Genomic DNA, 22,094 nt, shown 5'->3' on the forward strand with positions numbered 1-22,094 from the left:
TTGCACTTATCTTCTCTTAGATATTTTATTATGTGTAATCTGTTTCTGTCTACTACACTTAAAACGGGCATCATCTATTCCATAGTTACGCTTTGCGGCGTGCTTTGTACTTCTACCCTGCACACGTGCGCGCCACATTCTAAAACTAGAAGGTTTCATCTCACGGCGCATAATATCTATAACCTCACGCTCACTTATTCCAAACTGAAATTGAATCGCATCAAAAGTAGTGCGATCTTCCCAGGCCATCTCGATAATACGATCTAACTGTCTATCTGTAAACTCTTTCATATTTCTTCTTTTTTGTAATCTATTATTAATCCCATACCTGTCTATCTACTAAGGTATGTCGTTTTAAAATGCGCACAGCATCTTGCTTTACAGCCGGACGCTCTTTGTATTTCCACATTGTATCTGTAGCATATTTTTGGGTCTCTTTTATATTTACAATAGGTTGCGGGTAGTCCTTACCTATGGTTGTATTACAAAACTGCTGCTCGAGGAGGCTCATCGTCCACGGTTCGTGTATGTATGATAGCGGTACATCGCGTAGTTCTGGAATCCACTTTTTTATAAACTCTCCTTCTGGGTCGTGTTCATAACTGTTTTTTACAGGGTTATAAATACGCAACATATTAATACCGGTTTCCCCAGCTTGCATTTGTATTTGCGGGTAGTGTATACCTGGCTCAAAATCTAAAAATTGCCTCGCAAGAAATGCTGAGGCATCTTGCCAGGGTTGCCACAAGTTGTGTGTAAAAAATGACAACGTAAGCGCTCTCATTCTAAAATTGAGATAACCCGTTTCTACAAGGCATCGCATACAGGCATCTACTAGCGGGTAACCCGTTTTACCCTCTTGCCAAGCCTTTGCATAGACTGGGTTAGACTTCTTCTTTAAGCTATGGAAGCCTCTATTTACACTTACAAACTCCATTGTATCTTCCATCTCAAACTTCTGTATAAAATGGGCAGACCACCTAAGGCGCGAGGTAAAACCATCTATCTGTCTTTTATAAGGTGAGTCTTGTCGCAACTTTTTTGCTCGCTGCCATACCTCGCGCACCGACAGATTACCCCAAGCTATATATGGAGACAAGCGACTACAACTCTTTCTAGCTAGCAAGGGTTTTGAGATATGAGCGTTATAATTTTTGATTCTGTCCTTCAAAAAGCTATCATAATAACGCAGTCCCATTGTAGTGCCTCCTTTTTGAAATACTGTATCTCTTGGTGTTTGTAAAGAGATGCACTCAAAATACTGCTCAAGAACCCCTATTTCTTTCTTTGTAACAAGGTCTCCGCATTGCGGCACAAAAATGCGTTGTGGCTCACTCATCCACCATTCCCAACCTTGTACCCAGCCTACTCTGTTGCTTAAACTGCGCCTTACTCCATTATTTATAAATTGTATCCATCGTATGTCTTGAGACTGCTGGTAGACCTTAAATGCAATATCTCTATCATAAGTTTTTCGAATCCCAGTTTCAACGTGAGAATAAACCCGCTTTATAGTGTAATGCTGCTGTAATTTTTTAAACACGGGTATCACTTCATCTTGAACAACAAGTATCTTGCTGCCATAATTTTCTAACCTGTTTTGTAAATCCTGAAGTGATTCTTTTATAAAATTAAAATGTCGCTCACTATAATGCTCATCATTTAGCAAAGAAGGTTCAAAGATATATAGCAATATTACAGGTTCACTATGTTGAAGTGCCTGCCACAAGTTTTCGTTATCTTGTAATCTTAGGTCTCTTTTAAACCAGTGTACGGTGATATGTGGTTTACTATTACTCAATAATTCTCTGGATGCTCTATAATATCTTGCGCTCGTTCTTGGTGTGCTTGCAAGGTCTTCTTATCCATTTTATCAAGAAGGCTAAGCATCATATTCATTCTATTATTGTTTTCAAAATGTGCACGCTTCTCACTTAAGAAATTCCAATACAAAGCGTTGAAAGGGCAGGCATCTTCTCCTGTTTTCTTACTCACTTTGTAATGACAACCCTTACAATAATTAGACATTTTATTAATATAACTACCGCTTGACACATAGGGTTTTGTAGCAATCTTTCCGCCATCTGCCCATTGTGACATTCCTCTTGTGTTTGTAATTTCTACCCACTCTATTGCATCTATGTAAATACCCAAATACCACTCATCTACCTGTGATGGATCACACATTGTAAGCAGTGCATAGTTACCAGTCACCATAAGTCGCTGTATGTGGTGTGCATAGGCATTATCAAGACTATTATTTATACTGCAGCTCAAGCAGTTCATCTTAGTTTTACCCGTCCAGTAAAAGTCTGGTAATTCATTAGTATTTTCTAGCTTGTTTACGGTTGCAAATTCTGGCATTTGCATCCAGTACATTCCTCTCATATACTCTCGCCAGCCTAATATCTGTCTTACAAATCCCTCTACTTGACTTATAGAAATATCATCGCTATGGTCTCTCCAGTAGTCTATAACCGTTTCAATTACTTCTTGAGGATCTAGGAGTTTACTATTCATCGCAAAGCTCAATCTACTATGATACAGATATGCTTGGTCTGGATCCATAGCGTCCTGATAATCGCCAAAATGCACCAACAGGTTCTCACAAAAATATCTCAACACAGAAAGTCCATCTGCTCTACTAGTGGGCCAGTTAAAGTGTTTTTCGGTAACGCGGCCTATGGTTTTTACTCCTTCTTTTTCTAGTAGCTCAACAATCTCTCGTGCATCTTTTCTAAAACCACGCTCGTGTGGGATGAGGGTCTCACCCTTCCACTTATTGCGGTTACTGTGGTCAAAATTCCACTTTCCGCCTTCTGGATCTTTGTCATTTATCATCATAATGTCATACCTCTTGCGCATCATACGGTAGAAGTATTCCATTGTAAATTGCTTCTTCCCTTTAAAGAACTCTTGCAAATCTGTGCGCGAACTCATAAAATGCTCTGTGTCGCAAGATTGTACGGGAATGTTTACGCTTTCGCGAAAGCGTACTAATAACTCATCCAGTCTATACTCGTCTGGTAACTGATACTCAAACTGCTCAATATCATACTGGGCTATAAGCTGTTCAAGATTTTCTGTAAGACTTTGTGTGTTACGAGCATCATCTAGCTGGTAATAAACGATCTTATGACCTCGCTCTTGTAGCCAGCTTGCAAACTCGCGCATAGCCATAAAAAAGGCAACCACCTTTTGAATATGATGTTTTACATAGTCTGTTTCTTGGCGCATTTCTGCCATAAAGTACACCACCTCATCGTCCTGCTCTTGATACCAAGAGTGTTTATGATTGAGCTGGTCACCTAGTATAAGTCGTAATTTTTTCATTTAAAAAAGTTCTTCCTGCGTCCATAGTCTGACATATTTCCCGCTTCCATCATACATATCTTGCTGCCTCTTGATGTTAAATTTACGGTCACGAGGGTCGTTACCTACCCCAGCATTATACATCCAGTTACCCCAGTTGCTGTGTACATCATAATCTATGAGTATACTTTCAAAATATGCTGCGCCTACACGCCAGTCTTGCTCTTGTTCTTTTGCCCAAAAGCTAGCAACATTTTGACGACCGCGGTTAGACATCCAGCCAGTTTCTTTGAGCTCAATCATATTTGCATTTACAAAATCATATTTTGTATTCCCATTAATCCACTCGCGTTGGGCTTTATTGTTATGCTTCCAGTCGTATTCTTTATTGAGAATACCTCCTATTTTAAAAATGTTATCACCGTGTTTAAGAGAGACGTACTTAAAATAATCTCTCCATATAAGCTCAAATATGAGCCAGTAGGTGTCTTGATTTTTTTTGACTTCTTTTTCAAATCTTTTTACCTCCCAATAAATCTGCCTTGTAGATATGGAGCCATTTGCAAGCCAGGCTGAGAGCTTAGAGCTATAACCTTCACCTATGAGACCGTTACGGGTTTTCTTGTAGTATGCAAGCTTTTGTGTGGTCCAGAAATAGTCATTAAGACGAGCCCAAGCAGCATCTTCTCCACCTTCCCAAGGGAATGCTGTGCGGTGATCTTTTACAAAGGTGTCTAATCTTAAGTCTTCTAGTGTAGGTATAGGAGTTACGGTAGTTAAGATATTTTCTTGCGGTAGTGCCGTAAGCTCTTTGAAGATAGGTCTCACATTACTTTCTTTCTCGCACTTTTTTCTAAACTGTGTAAAAATTTTAGGAACCTCTGTTATGGTATTGAAGGGAATATCATCTGGGTGAAATAGAAACTGATCATACACCAGCTCGTGACTTACTTCAGGTATTGCGCGCTCTACAGCGTTTGTAACTTTAACCTCTTCTGCCGTCCACTCTTTTTGAGAATGCAGGCTAGTTACTTTATAACTTTCGACTACAGAGGTTATATGCTCTTCGGGCTTGTGGTTATAAACTAGCAATGTGATATTGAGCTTATCTAGATTTGCTTTTAGATTTTCTATTGTTTCAATAAGAAACTTAGCTCTATATTTTTCGGTCTTTTTAAAACCAAAATCACCCTCCTCATAATGACGAGGATCAAAATAATAAACACCGACAACTCTTTTACCGGTAGCAATAGCCGCCGTAAGTGACGCGTTATCTTGAACTCTAAGATTATTTCTAAACCATACCAATGCGGTATCCATATCCTAATTTTAGAATAAAGATACTATTGTTTATTGTTTTATTAAAAAGATTAAACAAATTTTAACCTCATCATACAACATTAGCATTAAGATTGAGTGGTTCGCTTTCGCGAAAGCGTAATAAACAACATTTTACCTAACCTGGTGAGCTGGTTTAAGGAGATCATTTACCGTTTTTACAGGATTGAACGTTAAGAGGGGTACCTCAATAAAGATGGTATTCCAGTGTGCCATTCCTCCGTTCCAAAGACCGGGGTGCTCAAGTGCTTTTATTTTCTGTCCCTCGTAACTTTTTGAAGCTATGAATCCGGCTTTATAGTCTACAAATTTGAGAAGGTCATATTTCTCACCTTTGTAATTTTTTACTCCGCAAACAATATCTACTGGATTGAAGTGAGTAGCATTTGTAACAATTTGTTGCTGTGCGTTATCACCAGGGTTGATTTGTACACTCTCTACAATCTGGAGACATTCCTTCCCATTTTCGTGACGAACCCAAAACGGACCGCCACCTGGTTCTCCTTCATTTTTTACCATACCACAAACGCGCATTGGCCTGTCTAGAAGCTCTCTCAAGTACTCCACTTGATAGGTAGGCGAGTATCGCTCAAAATCTGACGCAACCTTTATAAAAAGTTCATTTTGTAGAAATGTAGCAATCTCTAAAATAACTTGCTCATTTATAACTTCGGCATCATCTAGTTTATGCAAGTAGGCAAAAGATTGTTCTTGTATTTCAAGCAACTTACCTGCGAGCATCTTTTTACATTGAGCAACCTTCTTACGATACTTGCTTACAACTACGTTATCTATGTTTTTTATAAAAATAACATCTGCATCTTGCTCATTAAGGTTGTTTATAAGTGCTCCGTGACCACCAGGTCTAAAGACTAGTTGTCCTTCTTTATCCCTAAGCAATTCTCCATTACTTGCTAGTGCAACAGTATCTGTAGCTGGAGATTGAAATGAGTATGAAATGTCAAAAGAAGTAGCAGTTTTTTCTTGTACGTAGTCCTTACGTTTTTCAAACTGTTTTTGAAAACGTTCTAAATGTGCCTCAGAGATTGTAAAGTGCAAACGCGCTACTCCATCTTTTGCCGCATAAGATGCGCCTTCAAATAGGTGTTCCTCAAAAGCTGTAGCAATATTTTTTTTATACCTGTGGAATGGGAATAAGCCTTTAGGTTTGTTTCCAAAATTAAGCTCATCTTCATTGAGCAATATTTTTATAAACCGCAGTCTATTTACATCTATATCTAGTGATTCTCCATCACTGTATCTCTTCTTAATGCGCTTACGCACCTTTTTATAAAAAGGGAAGCTATCTAATCCCACAAAAAATAAGCGTAGTTCTGGAACTCCTTTCTTATTAATGTAAGCATTTATTGAACCCTCTACGGGATTGTAATCATCATAAAACTGAAAGAGAAATTTAAACATTCTAGTTGCCGCACCAGAGGCTGGTGTAAACTTTAATAACTCGAGGTTACTACTAGATTGATCAAATTTTTCTACAAGTGCTTTTTCTTGATCTGAAGATAAGATGAGTATTCCATTTCCATCTGTGGCGGCATCCCTTAAATCTGCAAAAGGAATTCCTTTGGTTAGACTCTCAAACTGACTCTGTACTTGCTCTAGTGCAATGCCTCTTTGGTCCAGTTGCTTTTTATCTTCTTCTGTTATTTTCAAACTAATAGTGTGTTAATTACCTGAGTTGCCTTAGTCACTCGTTCTTGTACCCCTCCCTTCATTAAAATGTAGGGTCTGTTATATTTTATCAAAGCGCTTTCAAAAGCTTTAAACATTTCTAACCGCCGGTCTGGTCTATCTCGTAGATCATCTTCTTCCCAAGGTGTATCTATGTAGGTTAAAAGATACAAATCATATTGATTCTCTAACGCTACTTTCTCTAATAATTCTGGGCACCACCCATCATAATATGCTTCACTATAGACCTTTGTAGTAAGTAAATCTGTATCACAAATGATAAGCCTATCTGTGCTTGCGGCTGCTTTATTTTCTAAATCCATCTGTCCAGCAGCTATGGGAAGTAAATCTTTGGGTCTACAGATTTTCTGCTCCTTATCCCAAAGTTCTTGTAAATATTCTCGGGCAAATTCTTCTACCAGGGGAGCGTTGTAATGCTCTGATAGCTTTCGCGAAAGCGTACTTTTCCCACTACTCTCTGGTCCAAAAAGACATACTCTTATACAACTGCTAGGGACTTGTCTAAGTTTTTCTTCCATTCTAAATAACCGAAAACGGCAATAATTGTTAATGCAAAATACAAGATACTACTAAAGGTTAAACCTTTATAAAAATATAAGGGCACAGTGATGATATCACCTATAATCCAGTATATCCAGTTTTCTATCTTACGCTTTGCCATAAGCCACATCCCTACAAAGAAAATGCCTGTCGTAATCATATCTATATATGATGTCCAGTGTGAAATTTTATCAAAAGTGATGTATACCACATATGTAAATACCGCCGCGGCTATAAAAATACCCACAGAGATAATGTGTTCTTTTTTTGAGGTAGTGGTAATAGGTGTAACCGCTGTACCATCTACCGTTCTGGTCCAAATATACCAGCCATATACACTCATAATAAAGTAATATGCATTAATCATCATATCACCTAGCAAGCCCCATTTGAGTAATAAATACACAAAAATGGCTGTACAAATCATCCCCGTAGGAAAGACCAGAACATTATTCTTTTTTGAATAAATAACCGATGCTATTGTAAATACAGAGGCAAGTAACTCTAATACGATATCTAGTGTATCATAACTCGCATATTGCCCAAAGAGGAAATCAAAAATCTGCGACATAGTCTGAGCGATCTGTTTTTACCATTTTTATGTAAAAGAGGCCTATACCCACTTCTTTAAAACTGCGCTTCATCTCTACAGTGAGAAGCCCCATCACCTCATCATAATCACCATAAACCTGCGTCGCAAGAGGGTTTTCTATAACGGTGAGACCTGAGTCACGTAGCCTTTTTATAAAATTTATAATATGCCCTTCATAATCATCCTGCAAAGGACTAAAAGTAAGGTCTACAGATATATTCATAATTTCTTATTTATTATAGACGTGCAAAAGTGCTCCCATCCCATAGTTTACGTGACCTGTCTTTACTAGTGCAGAATTCTCGTTATAAGATTTATCAAACACTTGCCATTTTTTATTATTAAAAAACACCCTTCTTACAAATGTCTTTTGCGCAGGAAGATCATTTGTAAAAGGCAACAGCGGTCTAAAAGTGATAGACACCTTTTGTATACCTCTAGGCGTTTCTATCTCATTATATTTTTTAGTCTGTATCAATTTTCCTTGAGGGTCTGCATAGCCTAGTACTTGTAAAGATGCATATAACCCACCTTTAGGAATAAAGATTTGGAATTTTGAAATGTCTAATTCATACATCTCATCATCTTGCTCGCTTACGCGAAAAACGATATCATCGTGTACCATAGCATCACCAGGTAGTCCGTTATCATTTTTATAAAACTGAATTCTAAAAAGAGTAGAAAACTTCATATTACCCTTTTTACGAAACTCCTTTTCTGAGTTAATAGGCAGCCAGAGTTGCGCCACTTTTGTAGACTTACCCTCTTGCCTTTCAAAAAACACAGCCACCTCACTTTCTACTGTAGGAAGCCAACTATTATAATAGTTGATGTGTGTAGTTTCTTTAAGCTTTTTCTTTTTATACTTTCCTTTTTTTTCTGAAGTGAGAACCACTTCCTCTAGCTGGCTTGCTGCAGGCTGCAAGAATACTTGAGAAACCAGTCCCTCTGTAGCAACTGCTTTACTCTCAAAACCTATTGCCGAAATGTAAAGACTGTCAATGTCTTTATACTTAGACGCCTCAAATCTAAACTCTCCCTCTTCTCCAGCAAATGTACCTCGCCCATCTCCAAAAGAGATAGTTGCAAAAGAAACCGGCGTCTTTGTAACTGCATCTTTAACAAAGGTAGTCTGGCTATTTACAACCGCAGTTAATGTAAGTACTATGGCTAAGAAGAAAACTTTCATATAAACAAATGTAGTGGTTTTAAACCGTTAGTTATTCCAGGTGTTATCTTCAAAAGCCGTGCCTATCACTACCATCGTAGCTCCAGCGGTAAAAGCCGCTTGCATAGCACGCTCTGTACGTATGCCCCCACCTACAATTATGGGTATGGTAATCGCCTCACAAACTGATGTTATAATATGAGGCTGTACTGCACTTCTTGCTCCGCTTCCCGCCTCTAGATATAGTAGTTTTTTGCCCAGATATTGTCCAGCTAGAGCAGTCGCTATAATAGTTTCTGGTTGATCTTGAGATAGTGGTTGCGTATTACTCACTCTCTCAACTGCCGTTTGCGACCCGCCATCTATAAGAAGGTAACCCGTAGGTATGACTTCAAGATTACTTTGTTGCACTACTCGTGCTGCTTTTACTTGCTGCCCTATTAAAAACTCCGGATTATCACCAGAGAGTAGTGATAAAAACAGTAGCGCATCTGCCTCTGGAGTAACTTGTCTGTAATCTCCCGGAAATAATATTACTGGCAAATCTGTTTCGGCTTTGAGGAGTTGTACTACTTTTTCTGTTTTGTGGTTGTGATCTGTACTACCGCCTATAAACAGATGTGTAGTTTGCGCGGGGATTTTTTTTAAGTACGCTTTCGCGAAAGCGCTACTCTTCTCATCACCATCCACCTCAAACTTATCTGGATCTATAAGTATGGCGAGCAATTGCTCTTTATACTGAGCAGCCCTTATTATGTTTTCTAGTATAGACATTATAAACGAAGGTAGGGATTTATACAAAGTACAGGCAAGGCTAATTATTAACTCATAACCTTTCTATATTTCTCACTCAAAATGAGCATAAAAATTTACTCGCATAGTATGCTTGATAATCAAAAACTCTAGTATATCTTTGCGGCATCTCAAAGGGGTGCTTTTAAATAAGCTGAGATTATACCCATTGAACCTAGAACAGGTAATGCTGTTTAGGAATGAGAAAGAGATCTTACTAAAACTACAACTGCGTAGTTTTATGAAGGTAACACTACTCTTGAGACGTGCTTTTATAACACACCCTCTTCAATATGTGCGCACAGCACAGGTATGTTTTATACTAACATTTAAGGAATATTTGCCCTTTGTATTCGTAACCAAACTAATTACGGATGAAAAAGATCCTATTAAGTATGATGGCACTTGCAGCAATCACTGCTGCTGCCCAACAAACTACTGTTATTGACACCACAAAAGTGGAGTCGCTAGATGAAGTACTGGTACGCTCTGTAAGAGTAAAAGCAGACTCACCTATCACGCACTCTAACCTTACAAAGGCACAAATCGCCCAGCGTAACTTAGGTCAAGACATCGCTACACAGCTTAACTTTTTACCTAGTGTTGTCACCACATCAGATGCTGGTGCGGGAATAGGGTATACAGGTTTTAGAGTACGTGGTACTGGTAACCAAGGTATCAATGTAACTATAAATGGTATCCCTTATAATGATGCAGAGAGCGCAACTACGTTTTTTGTAAACCTTCAAGACTTTAGCTCTTCTGTAGAGAGTTTACAGTTACAGCGTGGTGTAGGTTCTTCTACAAACGGACCTGGAGCCTTTGGAGCAAGTCTTAACATTCTTACAGATGCTATTTCTAAGGAGGCTTATGGTGAGATTTCTAACTCATTTGGATCTTTTGCAACACGTCGTCACAATGTGAAGTTTAGCACAGGGTTACTTAATGATCATATAGAGATATCAGGAAGATTATCACAAATAAAGTCTGATGGATATATAGATAGAGCATCTTCAGACCTTAAGTCTTACTTTTTACAAGCAGCTTATACAGATGATAACACGCTTATTAAGTTAGTTAACTTTGCAGGATCTGAGGTAACGTATCAATCTTGGTTTGGCATAGACGCAGAGACACTTGCAGAAGATAGAACGTTTAACCCAGCTGGTCAATTTACAGATGAGAATGGTGTAACGCGTTTTCACGATAATCAAGTAGATAATTACAAGCAAGATCACTACCAGCTACACTGGAACCAGCGTTATGATAACAACTGGAGTACACAGCTTAGCCTTAACTACACGTATGGTCGCGGCTTCTTTGAAGAATATAAAGAAGATGAAGATCTTGCATTTTACAGCATTGCTCCTGTAGTTATAGGTGATGAGACGGTAGAGACCTCAGATATTATAAGACGTCGCTGGCTAGATAATGACTTTTATGTGGCAAATGCTACGGTAAATTATAAGGACACAAGCCTAGACTTTGTAGGAGGATTATACGGAAGTGTATATGACGGTGACCATTTTGGCGAAGTGATTTGGGCGCGTTTTGCTAGCGATAGTGAGCTAGGTGATGATTACTATTTTGGAACGGGTAAGAAGAAGGAGTTTTCTGCTTTCGCGAAAGCGAACTACCGTTTCAACTCAAAATGGAGTGGTTACCTTGACTTACAGCAACGTTTTATCTCATACACAACAGACGGGATTAACTCTGACATTGCCGAATTTATTGTAGATGAAGATTATAGTTTCTTTAACCCAAAAGCGGGGCTTTCTTATAAGGTAAATGATAACAACCAGCTGTATGCATCTTTTGCTAGAGCAAACAGAGAGCCTAACCGTACAGATTTTGAAAACGGAGCACCACGTCCCGAGCGCCTTAACGACTGGGAGTTAGGGTGGCGTCATAATACAGAAAAGGTAAGCCTTAATGTAAACGGATACTATATGGGTTACCGTGACCAGTTGGTGCTTACTGGAGCGCTAGATGACGTAGGAGCACCTATACGTGCAAATAGTGGAGAGAGCTTTAGAGCCGGTATTGAGATAGACGCGGCAATCTCTATAACAGATAAAATTACAGTACAGCCTAATGTTGCAATAAGCACAAATAAAAACAGAGATTTCTTTTTTGAGAGAGACGGTGTGCTTACTAACCTAGGTAATACAGACATCTCATACTCGCCTAATCTAGTTGCCGGTAACACCATTTCTTACAAGCCAGCACAAAACTTTAGAATAAGCCTTTTATCTAAATATGTAGGTGAGCAATACTTAGGTAATATAGACAGTGAGACTTCTAAACTAGATAGCTACTTTACAAATGACTTAAATGTTACTTATGAGCTTAAAGATATCCCGGTATTTAAGTCTATCGTGTTTAACGCGCTAGTAAATAACATATTTGATATTGAATATGTATCAAACGGTTACTTCTTTACCTATGATGATGATTTTTCTGTACCAAATGAGATCACAACTATAGAGGGAGCAGGCTTTTATCCACAGGCTGGGATTAACTTTCTAGTAGGTGCTACGATGAAGTTTTAAAACTAAATTTTGAATTTATGTTTTTTTAGCTTACTTTAAGTGTCAAATAATCAACAATTTGTAGCAGTTGGGGGACTGTAATACACTTTGTAACAAAAGAAGCCATCTTGTTAAGATGGCTTCTTTTCATTTAATTAAACACGGTAATCGTTCCTCCAGATTCATTTACTCTGTAATTGAGCATCGTGTAGGGCAACACCTCATCATTAGACTGCCCTGTAAATAAGTTATAACTATGCGCATCATCACACTGGCAGAAAACGTTTATACCGTTTATCACCATTCTAGAGCAGTCGTTTGGAGCGTGGTTAGGGTCTGATGCTTCCCAGGCAATAAGACCACTACCGGTGTTAATTACAAAAAAACCTCTCAAACCACCATTAGACACATAAATAGGGTTACTAGGTATCTCAAGATCGAGCACCTGTATCGCACTAAGTTGTGTAGAAAAATTTACATCTAGCAAGAAGGGATTGCGCTGGCCGCCATCATCACTTTCAGAACAAGAAGTAATAAGAACTAGAGCAAAAAGTAAAGCACAAATGTGACGCATAATATTGTTTTTGATACGCTTTCGCGAAAGCGTAATTTTAATCCTATAAAGCTCGCAAGGTACTATAAAACGAGAAAGGATTTAAAATATTTCGTATATTCGTAAGGCACGTCCCGAAGAGGGACTTTTTTTGTGTTTGAGAGATTGACACATCATTTTAATACTAATTATACTAAAAACCGGATCTATTATGAGCAAGGTAAATTACTATACCCCAGAAGGACTTAAAAAACTTAAAGACGAACTTAATCACCTACGTGATGTAGAGCGCCCTAAGGCATCACAAGATATTGCAGATGCACGTGACAAGGGAGATCTGAGTGAAAATGCCGAATATGATGCTGCCAAAGAAGCACAAGGAATGCTAGAAATGCGCATCTCAAAACTGGAGGAACTTGCCTCAAACGCGCGCATTATAGACGAGTCTCAACTAGACACCTCAAAGGTGCTAGTACACTCTACCGTAAAAATTAAAAACCAGACTAACGGCGCGACAATGACCTACAAACTAGTAGCTCAAAATGAAGCCGACATCAAGAAAGGACTTATCTCTGTAGACTCACCTATAGGTAAAGGGCTTCTAGGCAAAGAAGTAGGTGACGTTGCCGAAATACAAGTGCCTAGCGGAATAATGAAATTTGACGTAGTATCAATCACTAGAGACTAACGAACTAAGTTGAACTCGAAATTGAAGTTACAAAATGAAGTTGGCTAAATAATTATAGTATGAGCGACAAAACTTTCGATTTAAGTGAGCGACTGGAAGATTTTGCTGCTGCGATTATTATACTTTACAACAATAAGCCTTCATCATTTGCCGGAGAATATCTAGCCAAGCAACTCATACGTTCTTCTTGCTCTTCTGCTCTCAACTATGGAGAAGCTTTAGGAGCTGGAACCGCTAAGGATAAGATTCATAAGCTCAGAATATGTTTAAAAGAACTTAGAGAAAGTTTGCGAAATCTCAACATTCAAGTAAAAGCAAATATATTACCTGAAAATAGCCTCAACACGCTAAGAGATGAAAACGACCAACTCATAAGAATTATCGTCACTAGGATTAAAAATAGTAATTAAGAATACTGTACAAGTTTCAAGATTAGTTTCAGTTATAGATTCAAGTTCTATTTCGGTTTCGAGTTCAAGTTCAAGTTCAATTTCAAGTTCAGTTTCAAGCTCAGTTTCAGTTTCAATTTCAATTTCAATTTCAATTTCTACATATGTCAAGCATTTTTACAAAAATCATAAACCGAGAAATCCCCGGCCACATTGTTGCAGAGGATGATAAGCATATCGCAATACTAGATATAAATCCTAATGCAAAAGGTCACACCCTTTGTATCCCTAAAAAAGAGGTTAACAAGATTTTTGACCTAGAGGAACAAGAGTATCTTGACCTGATGCGTTTTTCTCGCAAGGTAGCAATCGCTCTAGAGAAGGCAGTGCCTTGTAAACGTGTAGGCGTATCTGTCATAGGTCTTGAAGTACCACACGTGCACGTACACCTCATCCCGCTACAAGATATGGATGACATAAGATTTGAAAAGAAAGTATCTCTTACAGATGATAAATTTAAGGAGCTTATAAGTGATATAAAGAAAGCTTTATAGAATACTACTAGTAATATGTTATTACTCCATAAATAACAACACATAAAATAACTAAAAGTCCAAGTCCTATAATATAGGTTTGGGCTTTTAATTTTTTATACGTTTCCTTTTTGGCAAGCTTATTATGGTACTCATAAAGGCGCTCAATATCTTCGGTCCAGCTTACGGGGTAGATAGGAAAATCGCAATGTTTACAAACCAACTCTTCTCTCACGACATCTGTTGCCTTTTTTGACCAGAAAGTATCTTTCCACTCCTGTTTAAAGCTTAACTCTAAGCCACTATTACTATAACATTCTGGGCAGTTGCACTGCAAGGCAGCCGTATGTATGGTTTTATAAGTTGTTTTCATAAATGTGATACGCTTGCACGTTACAAATTGGATGTTTTCATCACACCAGAGAGTGCCAGGTGCTGTAATAAGATAATTGTTTTGGCATCTTTAATAACACCTTTTTTTACGTCTTGTAACGCTTTCGCGAAAGCGTACTCAACCACCTCAATATCTTCGTTTTCACTATCTAGACCGCCACCATCCGTTACTTTTTGAGCATCATCATAAGGTGCTACAAATAGAAAAATGCGCTCTGTTACCGCTCCAGGAGAGGTAAAAATATCACCCACACTAGTAAGTGCTGGTATAACATAACCGGTCTCCTCCTCTATCTCACGTATAATGGCTTGCTCTGGCGCCTCGTCTTCTATAATACCGGCAGGCACTTCTGTTAAAAAACCATTGTCTCCAGCAAGATATGCAGGTAGTCTAAACTGTTTTATGAGAATGACCGTTTGCTTTTTTACATTATAAAGCAAGGCACAGGCTCCGTGGCCTCTGTCATATACCTCGCGCTTTACATCGCTCCAAGATTGGTCTTGGTTTTGATAACTGTAGGTTACTTTTTTTAGCGTTGCCCACTCATCACTTATGATCTCTTCTGCTACGTTTTTTATTCGATTACTCATTATGCGAGACGTAAAGCTATTTGCATTGTTGTTCCTTTATTAACCTCAGACTCCAGTACTTTAATGCGGCCATCGTGATACTCTTCTATGATACGTCTTGCGAGTGATAGGCCTAGTCCCCACCCTCTTTTTTTTGTGGTAAAACCTGGTTCAAAGATTTTATTAAACTTAGACTTAGCAATGCCTTTACCCGTATCTGTAATTTGAACAATCGCAAAGCGTGTATCACGAGTGATAGTAATGGTTAACGCACCTTTACCCTTCATCGCATCTATGGCATTTTTTATGAGATTTTCAAATGTCCAGCCATATAGTTCTTTATTAAGCATTACTGGTAGTTGCCCTTGTGGGATGTCTAGTGTAAAGGTGATAAGTTTTGAGCTGCGCTTGCTTAAATAATCATAAGCCTCTTGCGTCTCTGCAATGAGGTCTACTCTTTTAAGATCTGGTACGGAGCCTATTTTACTAAAACGATTTGTAATAGTCTCAAGCCTATTAATATCCTTAGTCATCTCTGCAATATAGTCTGGATCTACATTTTCTGTTTTGAGAATTTCTGTCCATCCTACCAGTGATGAGAGTGGTGTCCCTATCTGGTGTGCTGTTTCTTTTGCCATACCAGCCCATAGTAAGTTTTGAGAACCCGCTTTTGAGGTGAGATAGTAAAAGTAAATTAAGGCTATAAAGAGAATAACTATCACGATAAGCGCAATAGGAAAGTACTTGATCTGGTTTATAATAGGAGAGTTGCCATAATATAGTGTTTGCTCCTCTACGCCATCAAAGGTGATAGCAATAGGTTCATTTACCAGTGCATACTCTTCGGCAAGCTGTCTTAAATCTTCTTGCGAGAGCTTATCTTCATCTGGAATATTTTGAGGCACAAAAGTATCTGCCTCCAGTTGATACAGTAATAATGGGATAGTTCTATTATCACTTATGATAAGGCTTTGTAAAGAGGTAAGCTCGTTAGATAATATGCGGGTATCTCTATTACGACTTTCTAGGTCAACCTCACTTGTATTTGCAAGGGCTCTCATTGCGGCAGCATAAATCTCTACCTTAGACTGCTCTGCATCTTTAAGTTGATCAAAAAATAGCGACACATTCCACAAGATGAGTGTGGTAATGATAAGCGATGAGATGATGATAAACCATCTCGCAATATGCGGCTGTGCGCTAAAATTCATACAATGCTATTTGGGTTAAAGATACAGACAATTCAAAAACCAACTATTTTATAAAACACGCTCAATATCTATTAAAAAAATGACCGCATCTTTAGGATATGCTAGTAGTTAATTTCTACCATTTTCATTGGGATATAAAGTTGGTAATGGGTCACTCTGCCAGTACTCCTTAGTATGCACATCCATTACGGTAAGCGGTCCTTTAAAAGCGGCTCCTGTGTCTAGATTCCACACGTTAGCTTTATTTACAGGCGTTGTTTTATTAATACGAGTAGTAGGCGTATGCCCTATAAATATCTCAGTAAAAAGCTTTAAGCGCTTAGGGTATAAAGCATCACTCTCTGCTATATCATCTCGCATAGCACATACCATTTCCCATAAAGTTCTATCCCAAAAGAAAACTGTGGTGTGCCACTCGTGCTCAGGCCCGTTAAGGTTCTGAAATCCTGCGTGACAAAACATTCTATTATGCTCATCTATATGATAGTCTTTAAACGTTTTGTAAAAATCCAGATGCGTCTTGATCTCTTCTTTAGACCTACGACTGTAAGAGTCTATAGTGCTTTGTCCCCCGTGCTGTAGCCACTTAGGCGACATCTCTTTACCCTCTAGCCACTGCTGTACGAGATCATCGTGATTGCCTCGTATAAAGGTTGTTTTATTTGATTTTTGAAGCTCCATAAGCTTATCTATAACCTCTGCACTCTCGCTCCATCCATCTACATAATCACCTAAAAAAATGAGATGATCTTCTACTGTAACCTTTGCCCTCTCCATAGCTTGCTCTAGGGCACGTAAACCACCGTGTATATCTCCAAAAATTAATGTTCTCATAAATCGTAACTGTACTTCTTTTATACTTTATTCATACCTCACCTTTCTCAAAATACGCATTGTCTCGCGATATCTACCGTAGGCACCACCTCTTATCTTTTTCATAAAAGGTTTGAGCTCTACTAGTTTTTGCATTGCACTATCAAAACCGTTTAGGTAACAAATTAGATACGTATTTGATAGATTATATAAATCCTTCCACTCACCTTGATTGAGCGCTATACCACGTTTAAGCTTGTAAAAAATAACATTGTTATTATTAAAAATATGATACAACGTCTTTCTATCTACCTTAGGTGGCTCAAACACCAAATTTGTATGAATGGTGTAGGTTCCGCTTTCGCGAAAGCGTATCTCAACCTCTTCTAGTGGATAATATTTAAACTGCTCTTGTACCCCGAGATGCACATACTCTAAAATTTTAAAACAATCTTCATCATAGGTAATTGAAACCTCGTCCAGCGAAGAGTAAAATAATTTTACCTGCTCATTAATAAGCTCTATATCTACTCTTGAGTAATAAGTCTCACCCTTAACCACTTTTTTTACTCCTGCCCAGCACAGTACAAACTGCTCTTTAAAGACTTTATAAGTGCTGTCCCTATCTTTATGACGATGATTTACAAAATCCATCACACCGTCTAGTGTGAGTTTAATACTATTTTTTGCGTGTCTCTCTATTGCAGCAACAATGTCACTATTTACATCTACTATATCAGACTTAAAGACCTTAGGCATAGAGATACTGCCATCTCTAAAAAAGACTGTACCTCCCCAGTATTTCCAAATATTGCGACGCAAAGCTGTAAGTTTATCTTGTGCTCTAATGGTTACAAGTCCCACCACCTTATCTGCCGGGAGGTTAGGAAATGGTATGTTCTCATAAGAGATAATAGGTGGGTTATCTAGATATGCGTTTATGAGGTTTTGCAACTTACTATCATCAAAGAACGGCACGCCCATAATATCATTTTCGCCATCATCTACGCCTATAACGATGTACGAATTGTTTTTTGGGTTGCTATTGGACAGCGCACAGATATGTTTTAAAAATTTTGCTTTGCCCTCTTTATTGCTAATGTCAATCTTACGCTTCTTGTCATAAAAACTGTTCTCGTCATTGTGAGCGAGAAGATTTTTTACAAGAAGTCGTTTATTAATCATCGTGCTCTGTGCATTGTTATATTCTAGTCATTTCTATTAACTATCGTAGAGCTTGCTTGTGCTGTGGAGAGCACGACGAGATCTGCAATGTTTACGTGATAGGGTCTGGTGACTGTAAAGTGTATAATGTCTGCAATGTCTTCTGGTTGTAGGCAGTCAAAACCTTGATACACCTTATCTGCTCGATCCTCATCATTTTTAAAACGTACTTTACTAAAATCTGTTTCTACCATCCCCGGATTTATGGCTCCCACACGTACGTTATGCTTATTAAGATCTAGACGCATTCCTTGGTTTATAGCATCTACAGCGTGCTTACTTGCACAGTATACATTGCCATTAGGATACACTTCTTTTCCAGCTGTAGAGCCTATATTTATGATATGACCTCTCTTACGCGCTGTCATCTGTGGGATAATTGCTTTACTCACATACAGCAATCCTTTTACATTAATGTCGAGCATTGCATCCCAGTCATCTATAGAGCCATTTTGTATAGGGTCCAGACCGTGGGCATTACCTGCATTGTTAATTAAGATATCTATGGTATTAAAATCTTCTGGCAGACTTTCTATCGCAGTGGTAACATCTTTATTGTTACGTACATCAAATGTAAGTGTGTGCACAGGCACGTGCTTACCAAGCTCATTTTGTAGTTCCTTTAATACCTCCTCACGACGACCGCAAAGAATGAGATGTATCCCTTCTTGTGCAAATCGAGTGGCTGTTGCTTTACCTATACCACTGGTGGCTCCGGTTATAAGTGCTGTTTTCATAATATTTTCTTTATGCTACTTCTTCTCCTACGCTAGCTTCTAAGATGGTAAACCAATCTTTAAGGCTTAATGCTATTTTTTCTGCCAGTACAGCATTTGTAATGCGGCTCGCAGTTGTGGTCCCTATAACTGGGTGTATACCCGCTGGGTGCTTGAGCAACCAGGCTAGTAATAATTGATCTTGTGTGGCATTGTACTTTTCGCATAACGGCTCTAGCGCTTTTTTAATGCGATCACTCTGCGGTGTCCCTTCTCTAAAAACAGATCCCAGCGGACTCCAACTCATAGGTGTGATCCCATTAGTCATCATATAGTCTAGACTCCCATCATCTAGGGCGCTGCGCTCTGTTATGGAGATTTCGAGCTGGTTTGCACTCACTGCTACACGTGATGCCACAAGTGCTGTTTGTGAAGCCGTAAAGTTAGAAAGTCCAAAGTTTTTAATCTTGCCCTGTTCTTTTAACTGGCTCACAGCTGCCGCTACCTCATCTGGAGCAAGCAGGGGACTTGGTCTATGTAATAAGAATAAATCAAGATACTCTGTTTGTAGCTCTTTAAGAGACCTTTCGGCGCTGGCTATGATGTAATCTTTGTCGTACTGGTAATGTTTTATAGTGTTTTCTGGCCTGTTGTCACCCATCATCTGGATACCGCACTTGCTTATAATTTGTACGGTTTCTCTAGGGATGTTCGCTTTCGCGAAAGCGCTACCCCACTCACCCTCTGTCGTATAATCTCCGTAAATATCTGCGTGGTCAAAGGTGGTAATACCTTGCTCGAGGCAGTGATGTATGGTCTCAACCATTTGGCGTTCATTAAATTGCTTGCCCCAAACGCCCCAGGTCATACAGCCTTGAATTATTCTTGAAAATTGCATCTGTAGTTTTTAAATTTGGTTTTATTAAAAGTAGTTGTTCTAAAACTACAGAAATGTGTGCGAAGCCCTTTATTTTCAATATTTTTTAACCAAATGTTAACAAGATTTTTAGGAATAAAATGAGACTTTGCGACGTTAGAAGTTTCTGCTTACTAGAATAAAGAATTATGGAAGAAAATACTACATCGATTGACATACAGGCAATCAATGAAAAAATTGAGCGTGAGAGTGCCTTTGTAGAGGTTCTTACAATGGAGATGAATAAAGTAATTGTGGGTCAAAAGCATATGATTGAGCGATTGCTCATAGGTCTTTTGGGTCGTGGTCACATTCTTCTAGAAGGGGTGCCTGGTCTTGCAAAAACGCTAGCCATAAACACCTTATCACAAGCTGTACACGGCTCTTTCTCTCGTATACAGTTTACACCAGACTTACTACCTGCAGATGTAGTGGGAACGCTTATTTATAATATGAAGCTTGCAGACTTTAGTATCAAGAAGGGACCTATTTTTGCAAACTTCGTTCTTGCAGATGAGATAAACCGTGCTCCGGCAAAAGTGCAATCTGCCCTACTAGAGGCAATGCAAGAAAAGCAGGTTACCATAGGTGATGAAACTTTTAAACTAGACAAGCCATTTTTAGTAATGGCAACACAAAACCCTGTAGAGCAAGAAGGAACGTACCCACTACCAGAAGCACAGGTAGACCGTTTTATGCTTAAAACAGTGATAGATTACCCAAAACTGGAAGATGAGCAACTCATCATACGCCAGAACTTAAAGGGTTCTTATGAAAAAGTAAATCCTGTAGTATCTGTAGAGCAAATTATAAGAGCTCAAGAGGCGGTAAAAGAAGTGTATATGGATGAAAAAATTGAGAAGTATATTCTTGATATCATCTTTGCAACGCGTTACCCAGAAAATTATGGCCTGGCAGATTTAAAACCTCTTATAAACTTTGGGGCATCGCCTCGTGGTAGTATTAACCTTGCAACAGCTGCAAAGTGTTATGCATTTATCAAACGTCGTGGTTATGTTATACCAGAAGATGTACGTGCCGTTGTACACGATATACTGCGCCACCGTATAGGTATTACCTATGAAGCAGAGGCAGAAAATATTACCTCTGTAGATATCATAAACAAAATTGTAAACCAGATAGAAGTACCATAGACAGTCTCATAAAACAGTGAGAACAGTTACTATGCGATAAATTATAGTCCCAAAAAGAATTGGATACAAAAGAACTTCTTAAAAAAGTACGCAAGATCGAGATCAAGACACGTAGGCTGTCTGATCACATTTTTGGTGGAGAATATCACTCTACCTTTAAGGGTCGTGGTATGACTTTTTCTGAGGTGCGCCAGTATCAGTTTGGTGATGATGTGCGTAATATAGACTGGAACGTGACAGCACGTTACAGTGAGCCGTACATTAAAGTTTTTGAAGAAGAGCGAGAGCTCACAATGATGCTCGTGGCAGATGTGTCTGGATCTGAGTTTTTTGGAACAGACAAGCAGTTCAAAAATGAAATTGTTACTGAAATTGCGGCAACACTCGCCTTTAGTGCAATGCAGAATAATGACAAAATAGGTCTCATCCTTTTTACAGATGAGATAGAGCTATTTATACCTCCTAAAAAAGGAAAGTCTCACGTACTACGCATCATACGTGAGCTACTAGAGTTTAAACCTAGTTCAAAAAAGACAGACCTTGCACAAGCCATAAAGTACCTTAGTAATGTGATGAAAAAGAAAGCCATTGTTTTTGTGCTTTCAGACTTTATTACAGACGGCTATGAGCAAACAATGAAAATTGCTGCAAATAAGCACGACATTACAGGTATACGTATTTATGACCAGCGAGAAGAAAAAATACCTAGCCTAGGTATTGTACAAATGGAAGATGAAGAAACTGGCGAACTAGCACTTATCAACACAAGTTCAAAAAAGATAAGAACAAACTATGAGGTATACTATAAAGAGCGTGTTGCTTACTTTAAAGAAACCTTTAAGCGCAGTGGTGCCGGTGTTATAGATGTACGTACAGATGAAAGCTATGTAAAAAAGCTACTCGGATATTTTAAAAGACGTGGCTAGTAGTGATAAAAACCCCAAAGAGAAA

The 22,094-nt window shown here is 38.6% G+C and carries 24 protein-coding genes and 1 riboswitch; of the genes, 6 read left to right on the plus strand and 18 right to left on the minus strand.

The features are described 5' to 3' along the window. Positions 1–6: 6 nt before the first annotated feature. The 10 genes from ACJJVM_RS06930 to ACJJVM_RS06975 all read right to left on the minus strand — a co-directional run bounded on the left by ACJJVM_RS06930 (position 7) and on the right by ACJJVM_RS06975 (position 9,434). Positions 7–291, minus strand: coding sequence for a TIGR03643 family protein (locus ACJJVM_RS06930; protein WP_038601158.1), 285 nt, complete (start codon positions 289–291; stop codon positions 7–9). A gap of 25 nt (positions 292–316) precedes the next feature. Beyond that, complete coding sequence (locus ACJJVM_RS06935; protein WP_298350111.1) at positions 317–1,801, minus strand: cryptochrome/deoxyribodipyrimidine photo-lyase family protein; 1,485 nt, start codon at positions 1,799–1,801, stop codon at positions 317–319. Further along, positions 1,798–3,333, minus strand: a complete 1,536-nt coding sequence (locus tag ACJJVM_RS06940; RefSeq protein WP_405211205.1) for a cryptochrome/photolyase family protein — start codon at positions 3,331–3,333, stop codon at positions 1,798–1,800. Before ACJJVM_RS06940 ends, ACJJVM_RS06935 begins: the two co-directional genes overlap by 4 nt. Next, positions 3,334–4,632 carry a DASH family cryptochrome gene (locus ACJJVM_RS06945; RefSeq protein WP_405211206.1) on the minus strand — a complete coding sequence of 433 codons (1,299 nt, stop codon included), beginning with the start codon at positions 4,630–4,632 and terminating at the stop codon, positions 3,334–3,336. Positions 4,633–4,764: 132 nt separating this feature from the next. Continuing rightward, on the minus strand, positions 4,765–6,321 hold the full coding sequence (locus ACJJVM_RS06950; RefSeq protein WP_405211207.1) for a DUF4301 family protein: 1,557 nt from the start codon (positions 6,319–6,321) through the stop codon (positions 4,765–4,767). Further along, entirely contained in the window at positions 6,318–6,878 is a 561-nt protein-coding gene (locus ACJJVM_RS06955; RefSeq protein ID WP_405211208.1) for an AAA family ATPase, read from the minus strand. Before ACJJVM_RS06955 ends, ACJJVM_RS06950 begins: the two co-directional genes overlap by 4 nt. Next, a complete protein-coding gene (gene pnuC, locus ACJJVM_RS06960; protein WP_299149116.1) occupies positions 6,839–7,471 on the minus strand; it encodes a nicotinamide riboside transporter PnuC in 633 nt (210 codons plus the stop codon). The genes ACJJVM_RS06955 and pnuC overlap by 40 nt, the downstream gene beginning before the upstream one ends. After that, entirely contained in the window at positions 7,455–7,715 is a 261-nt protein-coding gene (locus tag ACJJVM_RS06965) for a hypothetical protein (protein ID WP_298350100.1), read from the minus strand. Before ACJJVM_RS06965 ends, pnuC begins: the two co-directional genes overlap by 17 nt. 6 nt (positions 7,716–7,721) lie before the next feature. Continuing rightward, positions 7,722–8,681, minus strand: coding sequence for a carboxypeptidase-like regulatory domain-containing protein (locus ACJJVM_RS06970; protein ID WP_405211209.1), 960 nt, complete (start codon positions 8,679–8,681; stop codon positions 7,722–7,724). A 27-nt stretch (positions 8,682–8,708) separates the two neighbouring features. Next, the gene (locus tag ACJJVM_RS06975; RefSeq protein WP_405211210.1) at positions 8,709–9,434 is read right to left on the minus strand and encodes a geranylgeranylglyceryl/heptaprenylglyceryl phosphate synthase; all 726 of its coding nucleotides are present in this window, start codon (positions 9,432–9,434) and stop codon (positions 8,709–8,711) included. A gap of 142 nt (positions 9,435–9,576) precedes the next feature. Next, positions 9,577–9,670: riboswitch (TPP riboswitch) on the plus strand. Between the two features lie 156 nt (positions 9,671–9,826). Between ACJJVM_RS06975 and ACJJVM_RS06980 the strand changes: the two genes are divergently transcribed. Further along, entirely contained in the window at positions 9,827–12,004 is a 2,178-nt protein-coding gene (locus ACJJVM_RS06980) for a TonB-dependent receptor (protein ID WP_405211211.1), read from the plus strand. 130 nt (positions 12,005–12,134) lie between these two features. Here the strand turns inward: ACJJVM_RS06980 and ACJJVM_RS06985 are convergent, their stop codons facing one another. Next, positions 12,135–12,557 (minus strand): hypothetical protein, encoded by a 423-nt coding sequence (locus ACJJVM_RS06985; RefSeq protein ID WP_052084216.1) that lies wholly within the window; start codon positions 12,555–12,557, stop codon positions 12,135–12,137. Between the two features lie 190 nt (positions 12,558–12,747). Between ACJJVM_RS06985 and greA the strand changes: the two genes are divergently transcribed. The 3 genes from greA to ACJJVM_RS07000 all read left to right on the plus strand — a co-directional run bounded on the left by greA (position 12,748) and on the right by ACJJVM_RS07000 (position 14,167). Then, positions 12,748–13,224, plus strand: a complete 477-nt coding sequence (greA, locus tag ACJJVM_RS06990) for a transcription elongation factor GreA (protein WP_298350089.1) — start codon at positions 12,748–12,750, stop codon at positions 13,222–13,224. 59 nt (positions 13,225–13,283) lie between these two features. Beyond that, the gene (locus ACJJVM_RS06995; protein WP_405211212.1) at positions 13,284–13,634 is read left to right on the plus strand and encodes a four helix bundle protein; all 351 of its coding nucleotides are present in this window, start codon (positions 13,284–13,286) and stop codon (positions 13,632–13,634) included. Positions 13,635–13,777: 143 nt separating this feature from the next. Beyond that, complete coding sequence (locus ACJJVM_RS07000) at positions 13,778–14,167, plus strand: HIT family protein (protein WP_298350082.1); 390 nt, start codon at positions 13,778–13,780, stop codon at positions 14,165–14,167. A 7-nt stretch (positions 14,168–14,174) separates the two neighbouring features. Here the strand turns inward: ACJJVM_RS07000 and ACJJVM_RS07005 are convergent, their stop codons facing one another. The 7 genes from ACJJVM_RS07005 to ACJJVM_RS07035 form a co-directional block, all read right to left on the minus strand. Then, complete coding sequence (locus tag ACJJVM_RS07005) at positions 14,175–14,519, minus strand: hypothetical protein (RefSeq protein WP_298350080.1); 345 nt, start codon at positions 14,517–14,519, stop codon at positions 14,175–14,177. A gap of 20 nt (positions 14,520–14,539) precedes the next feature. Further along, positions 14,540–15,130: an NUDIX domain-containing protein gene (locus ACJJVM_RS07010; RefSeq protein ID WP_298350079.1), complete on the minus strand. Its 591-nt coding sequence runs from the start codon at positions 15,128–15,130 to the stop codon at positions 14,540–14,542. Then, on the minus strand, positions 15,130–16,320 hold the full coding sequence (locus tag ACJJVM_RS07015; protein WP_405211213.1) for a sensor histidine kinase: 1,191 nt from the start codon (positions 16,318–16,320) through the stop codon (positions 15,130–15,132). The genes ACJJVM_RS07010 and ACJJVM_RS07015 overlap by 1 nt, the downstream gene beginning before the upstream one ends. Positions 16,321–16,428: 108 nt before the next feature. Beyond that, positions 16,429–17,154 carry a metallophosphoesterase gene (locus ACJJVM_RS07020; RefSeq protein WP_298350075.1) on the minus strand — a complete coding sequence of 242 codons (726 nt, stop codon included), beginning with the start codon at positions 17,152–17,154 and terminating at the stop codon, positions 16,429–16,431. Between the two features lie 27 nt (positions 17,155–17,181). Beyond that, entirely contained in the window at positions 17,182–18,318 is a 1,137-nt protein-coding gene (locus ACJJVM_RS07025; protein WP_405203114.1) for an ATP-binding protein, read from the minus strand. A gap of 23 nt (positions 18,319–18,341) precedes the next feature. Next, positions 18,342–19,094, minus strand: coding sequence for an SDR family NAD(P)-dependent oxidoreductase (locus tag ACJJVM_RS07030; protein WP_405211214.1), 753 nt, complete (start codon positions 19,092–19,094; stop codon positions 18,342–18,344). A gap of 10 nt (positions 19,095–19,104) precedes the next feature. After that, entirely contained in the window at positions 19,105–19,971 is an 867-nt protein-coding gene (locus ACJJVM_RS07035; protein ID WP_405211215.1) for an aldo/keto reductase family oxidoreductase, read from the minus strand. 167 nt (positions 19,972–20,138) lie between these two features. Between ACJJVM_RS07035 and ACJJVM_RS07040 the strand changes: the two genes are divergently transcribed. Both ACJJVM_RS07040 and ACJJVM_RS07045 read left to right on the plus strand, forming a co-directional pair. Then, the gene (locus ACJJVM_RS07040) at positions 20,139–21,143 is read left to right on the plus strand and encodes a MoxR family ATPase (protein ID WP_038598472.1); all 1,005 of its coding nucleotides are present in this window, start codon (positions 20,139–20,141) and stop codon (positions 21,141–21,143) included. Positions 21,144–21,202: 59 nt separating this feature from the next. Continuing rightward, entirely contained in the window at positions 21,203–22,069 is an 867-nt protein-coding gene (locus tag ACJJVM_RS07045; RefSeq protein WP_038598469.1) for a DUF58 domain-containing protein, read from the plus strand. Positions 22,070–22,094: the final 25 nt, after the last annotated feature.

The organism is Dokdonia sp. Asnod2-E02, assembly GCF_045063915.1.
GTDB lineage: Bacteria > Bacteroidota > Bacteroidia > Flavobacteriales > Flavobacteriaceae > Dokdonia.

Bases quoted from the DNA above. Each gene is read 5' to 3' on its own strand.
- ACJJVM_RS06995 (WP_405211212.1), top strand. From the start codon at position 13,284: ATGAGCGACAAAACTTTCGATTTAAGTGAGCGACTGGAAGATTTTGCT.
- ACJJVM_RS07010 (WP_298350079.1), bottom strand. From the start codon at position 15,130: ATGAGTAATCGAATAAAAAACGTAGCAGAAGAGATCATAAGTGATGAG.
- ACJJVM_RS06940 (WP_405211205.1), bottom strand. From the start codon at position 3,333: ATGAAAAAATTACGACTTATACTAGGTGACCAGCTCAATCATAAACAC.
- ACJJVM_RS07015 (WP_405211213.1), bottom strand. From the start codon at position 16,320: ATGAATTTTAGCGCACAGCCGCATATTGCGAGATGGTTTATCATCATC.
- ACJJVM_RS07040 (WP_038598472.1), top strand. From the start codon at position 20,139: ATGGAAGAAAATACTACATCGATTGACATACAGGCAATCAATGAAAAA.
- ACJJVM_RS06930 (WP_038601158.1), bottom strand. From the start codon at position 291: ATGAAAGAGTTTACAGATAGACAGTTAGATCGTATTATCGAGATGGCC.
- pnuC (WP_299149116.1), bottom strand. From the start codon at position 7,471: ATGTCGCAGATTTTTGATTTCCTCTTTGGGCAATATGCGAGTTATGAT.
- greA (WP_298350089.1), top strand. From the start codon at position 12,748: ATGAGCAAGGTAAATTACTATACCCCAGAAGGACTTAAAAAACTTAAA.
- ACJJVM_RS06945 (WP_405211206.1), bottom strand. From the start codon at position 4,632: ATGGATACCGCATTGGTATGGTTTAGAAATAATCTTAGAGTTCAAGAT.
- ACJJVM_RS07005 (WP_298350080.1), bottom strand. From the start codon at position 14,519: ATGAAAACAACTTATAAAACCATACATACGGCTGCCTTGCAGTGCAAC.
- ACJJVM_RS06985 (WP_052084216.1), bottom strand. From the start codon at position 12,557: ATGCGTCACATTTGTGCTTTACTTTTTGCTCTAGTTCTTATTACTTCT.
- ACJJVM_RS07035 (WP_405211215.1), bottom strand. From the start codon at position 19,971: ATGCAATTTTCAAGAATAATTCAAGGCTGTATGACCTGGGGCGTTTGG.
- ACJJVM_RS07030 (WP_405211214.1), bottom strand. From the start codon at position 19,094: ATGAAAACAGCACTTATAACCGGAGCCACCAGTGGTATAGGTAAAGCA.
- ACJJVM_RS06955 (WP_405211208.1), bottom strand. From the start codon at position 6,878: ATGGAAGAAAAACTTAGACAAGTCCCTAGCAGTTGTATAAGAGTATGT.
- ACJJVM_RS07025 (WP_405203114.1), bottom strand. From the start codon at position 18,318: ATGATTAATAAACGACTTCTTGTAAAAAATCTTCTCGCTCACAATGAC.
- ACJJVM_RS06970 (WP_405211209.1), bottom strand. From the start codon at position 8,681: ATGAAAGTTTTCTTCTTAGCCATAGTACTTACATTAACTGCGGTTGTA.
- ACJJVM_RS06975 (WP_405211210.1), bottom strand. From the start codon at position 9,434: ATGTCTATACTAGAAAACATAATAAGGGCTGCTCAGTATAAAGAGCAA.
- ACJJVM_RS07000 (WP_298350082.1), top strand. From the start codon at position 13,778: ATGTCAAGCATTTTTACAAAAATCATAAACCGAGAAATCCCCGGCCAC.
- ACJJVM_RS06980 (WP_405211211.1), top strand. From the start codon at position 9,827: ATGAAAAAGATCCTATTAAGTATGATGGCACTTGCAGCAATCACTGCT.
- ACJJVM_RS07020 (WP_298350075.1), bottom strand. From the start codon at position 17,154: ATGAGAACATTAATTTTTGGAGATATACACGGTGGTTTACGTGCCCTA.
- ACJJVM_RS06965 (WP_298350100.1), bottom strand. From the start codon at position 7,715: ATGAATATATCTGTAGACCTTACTTTTAGTCCTTTGCAGGATGATTAT.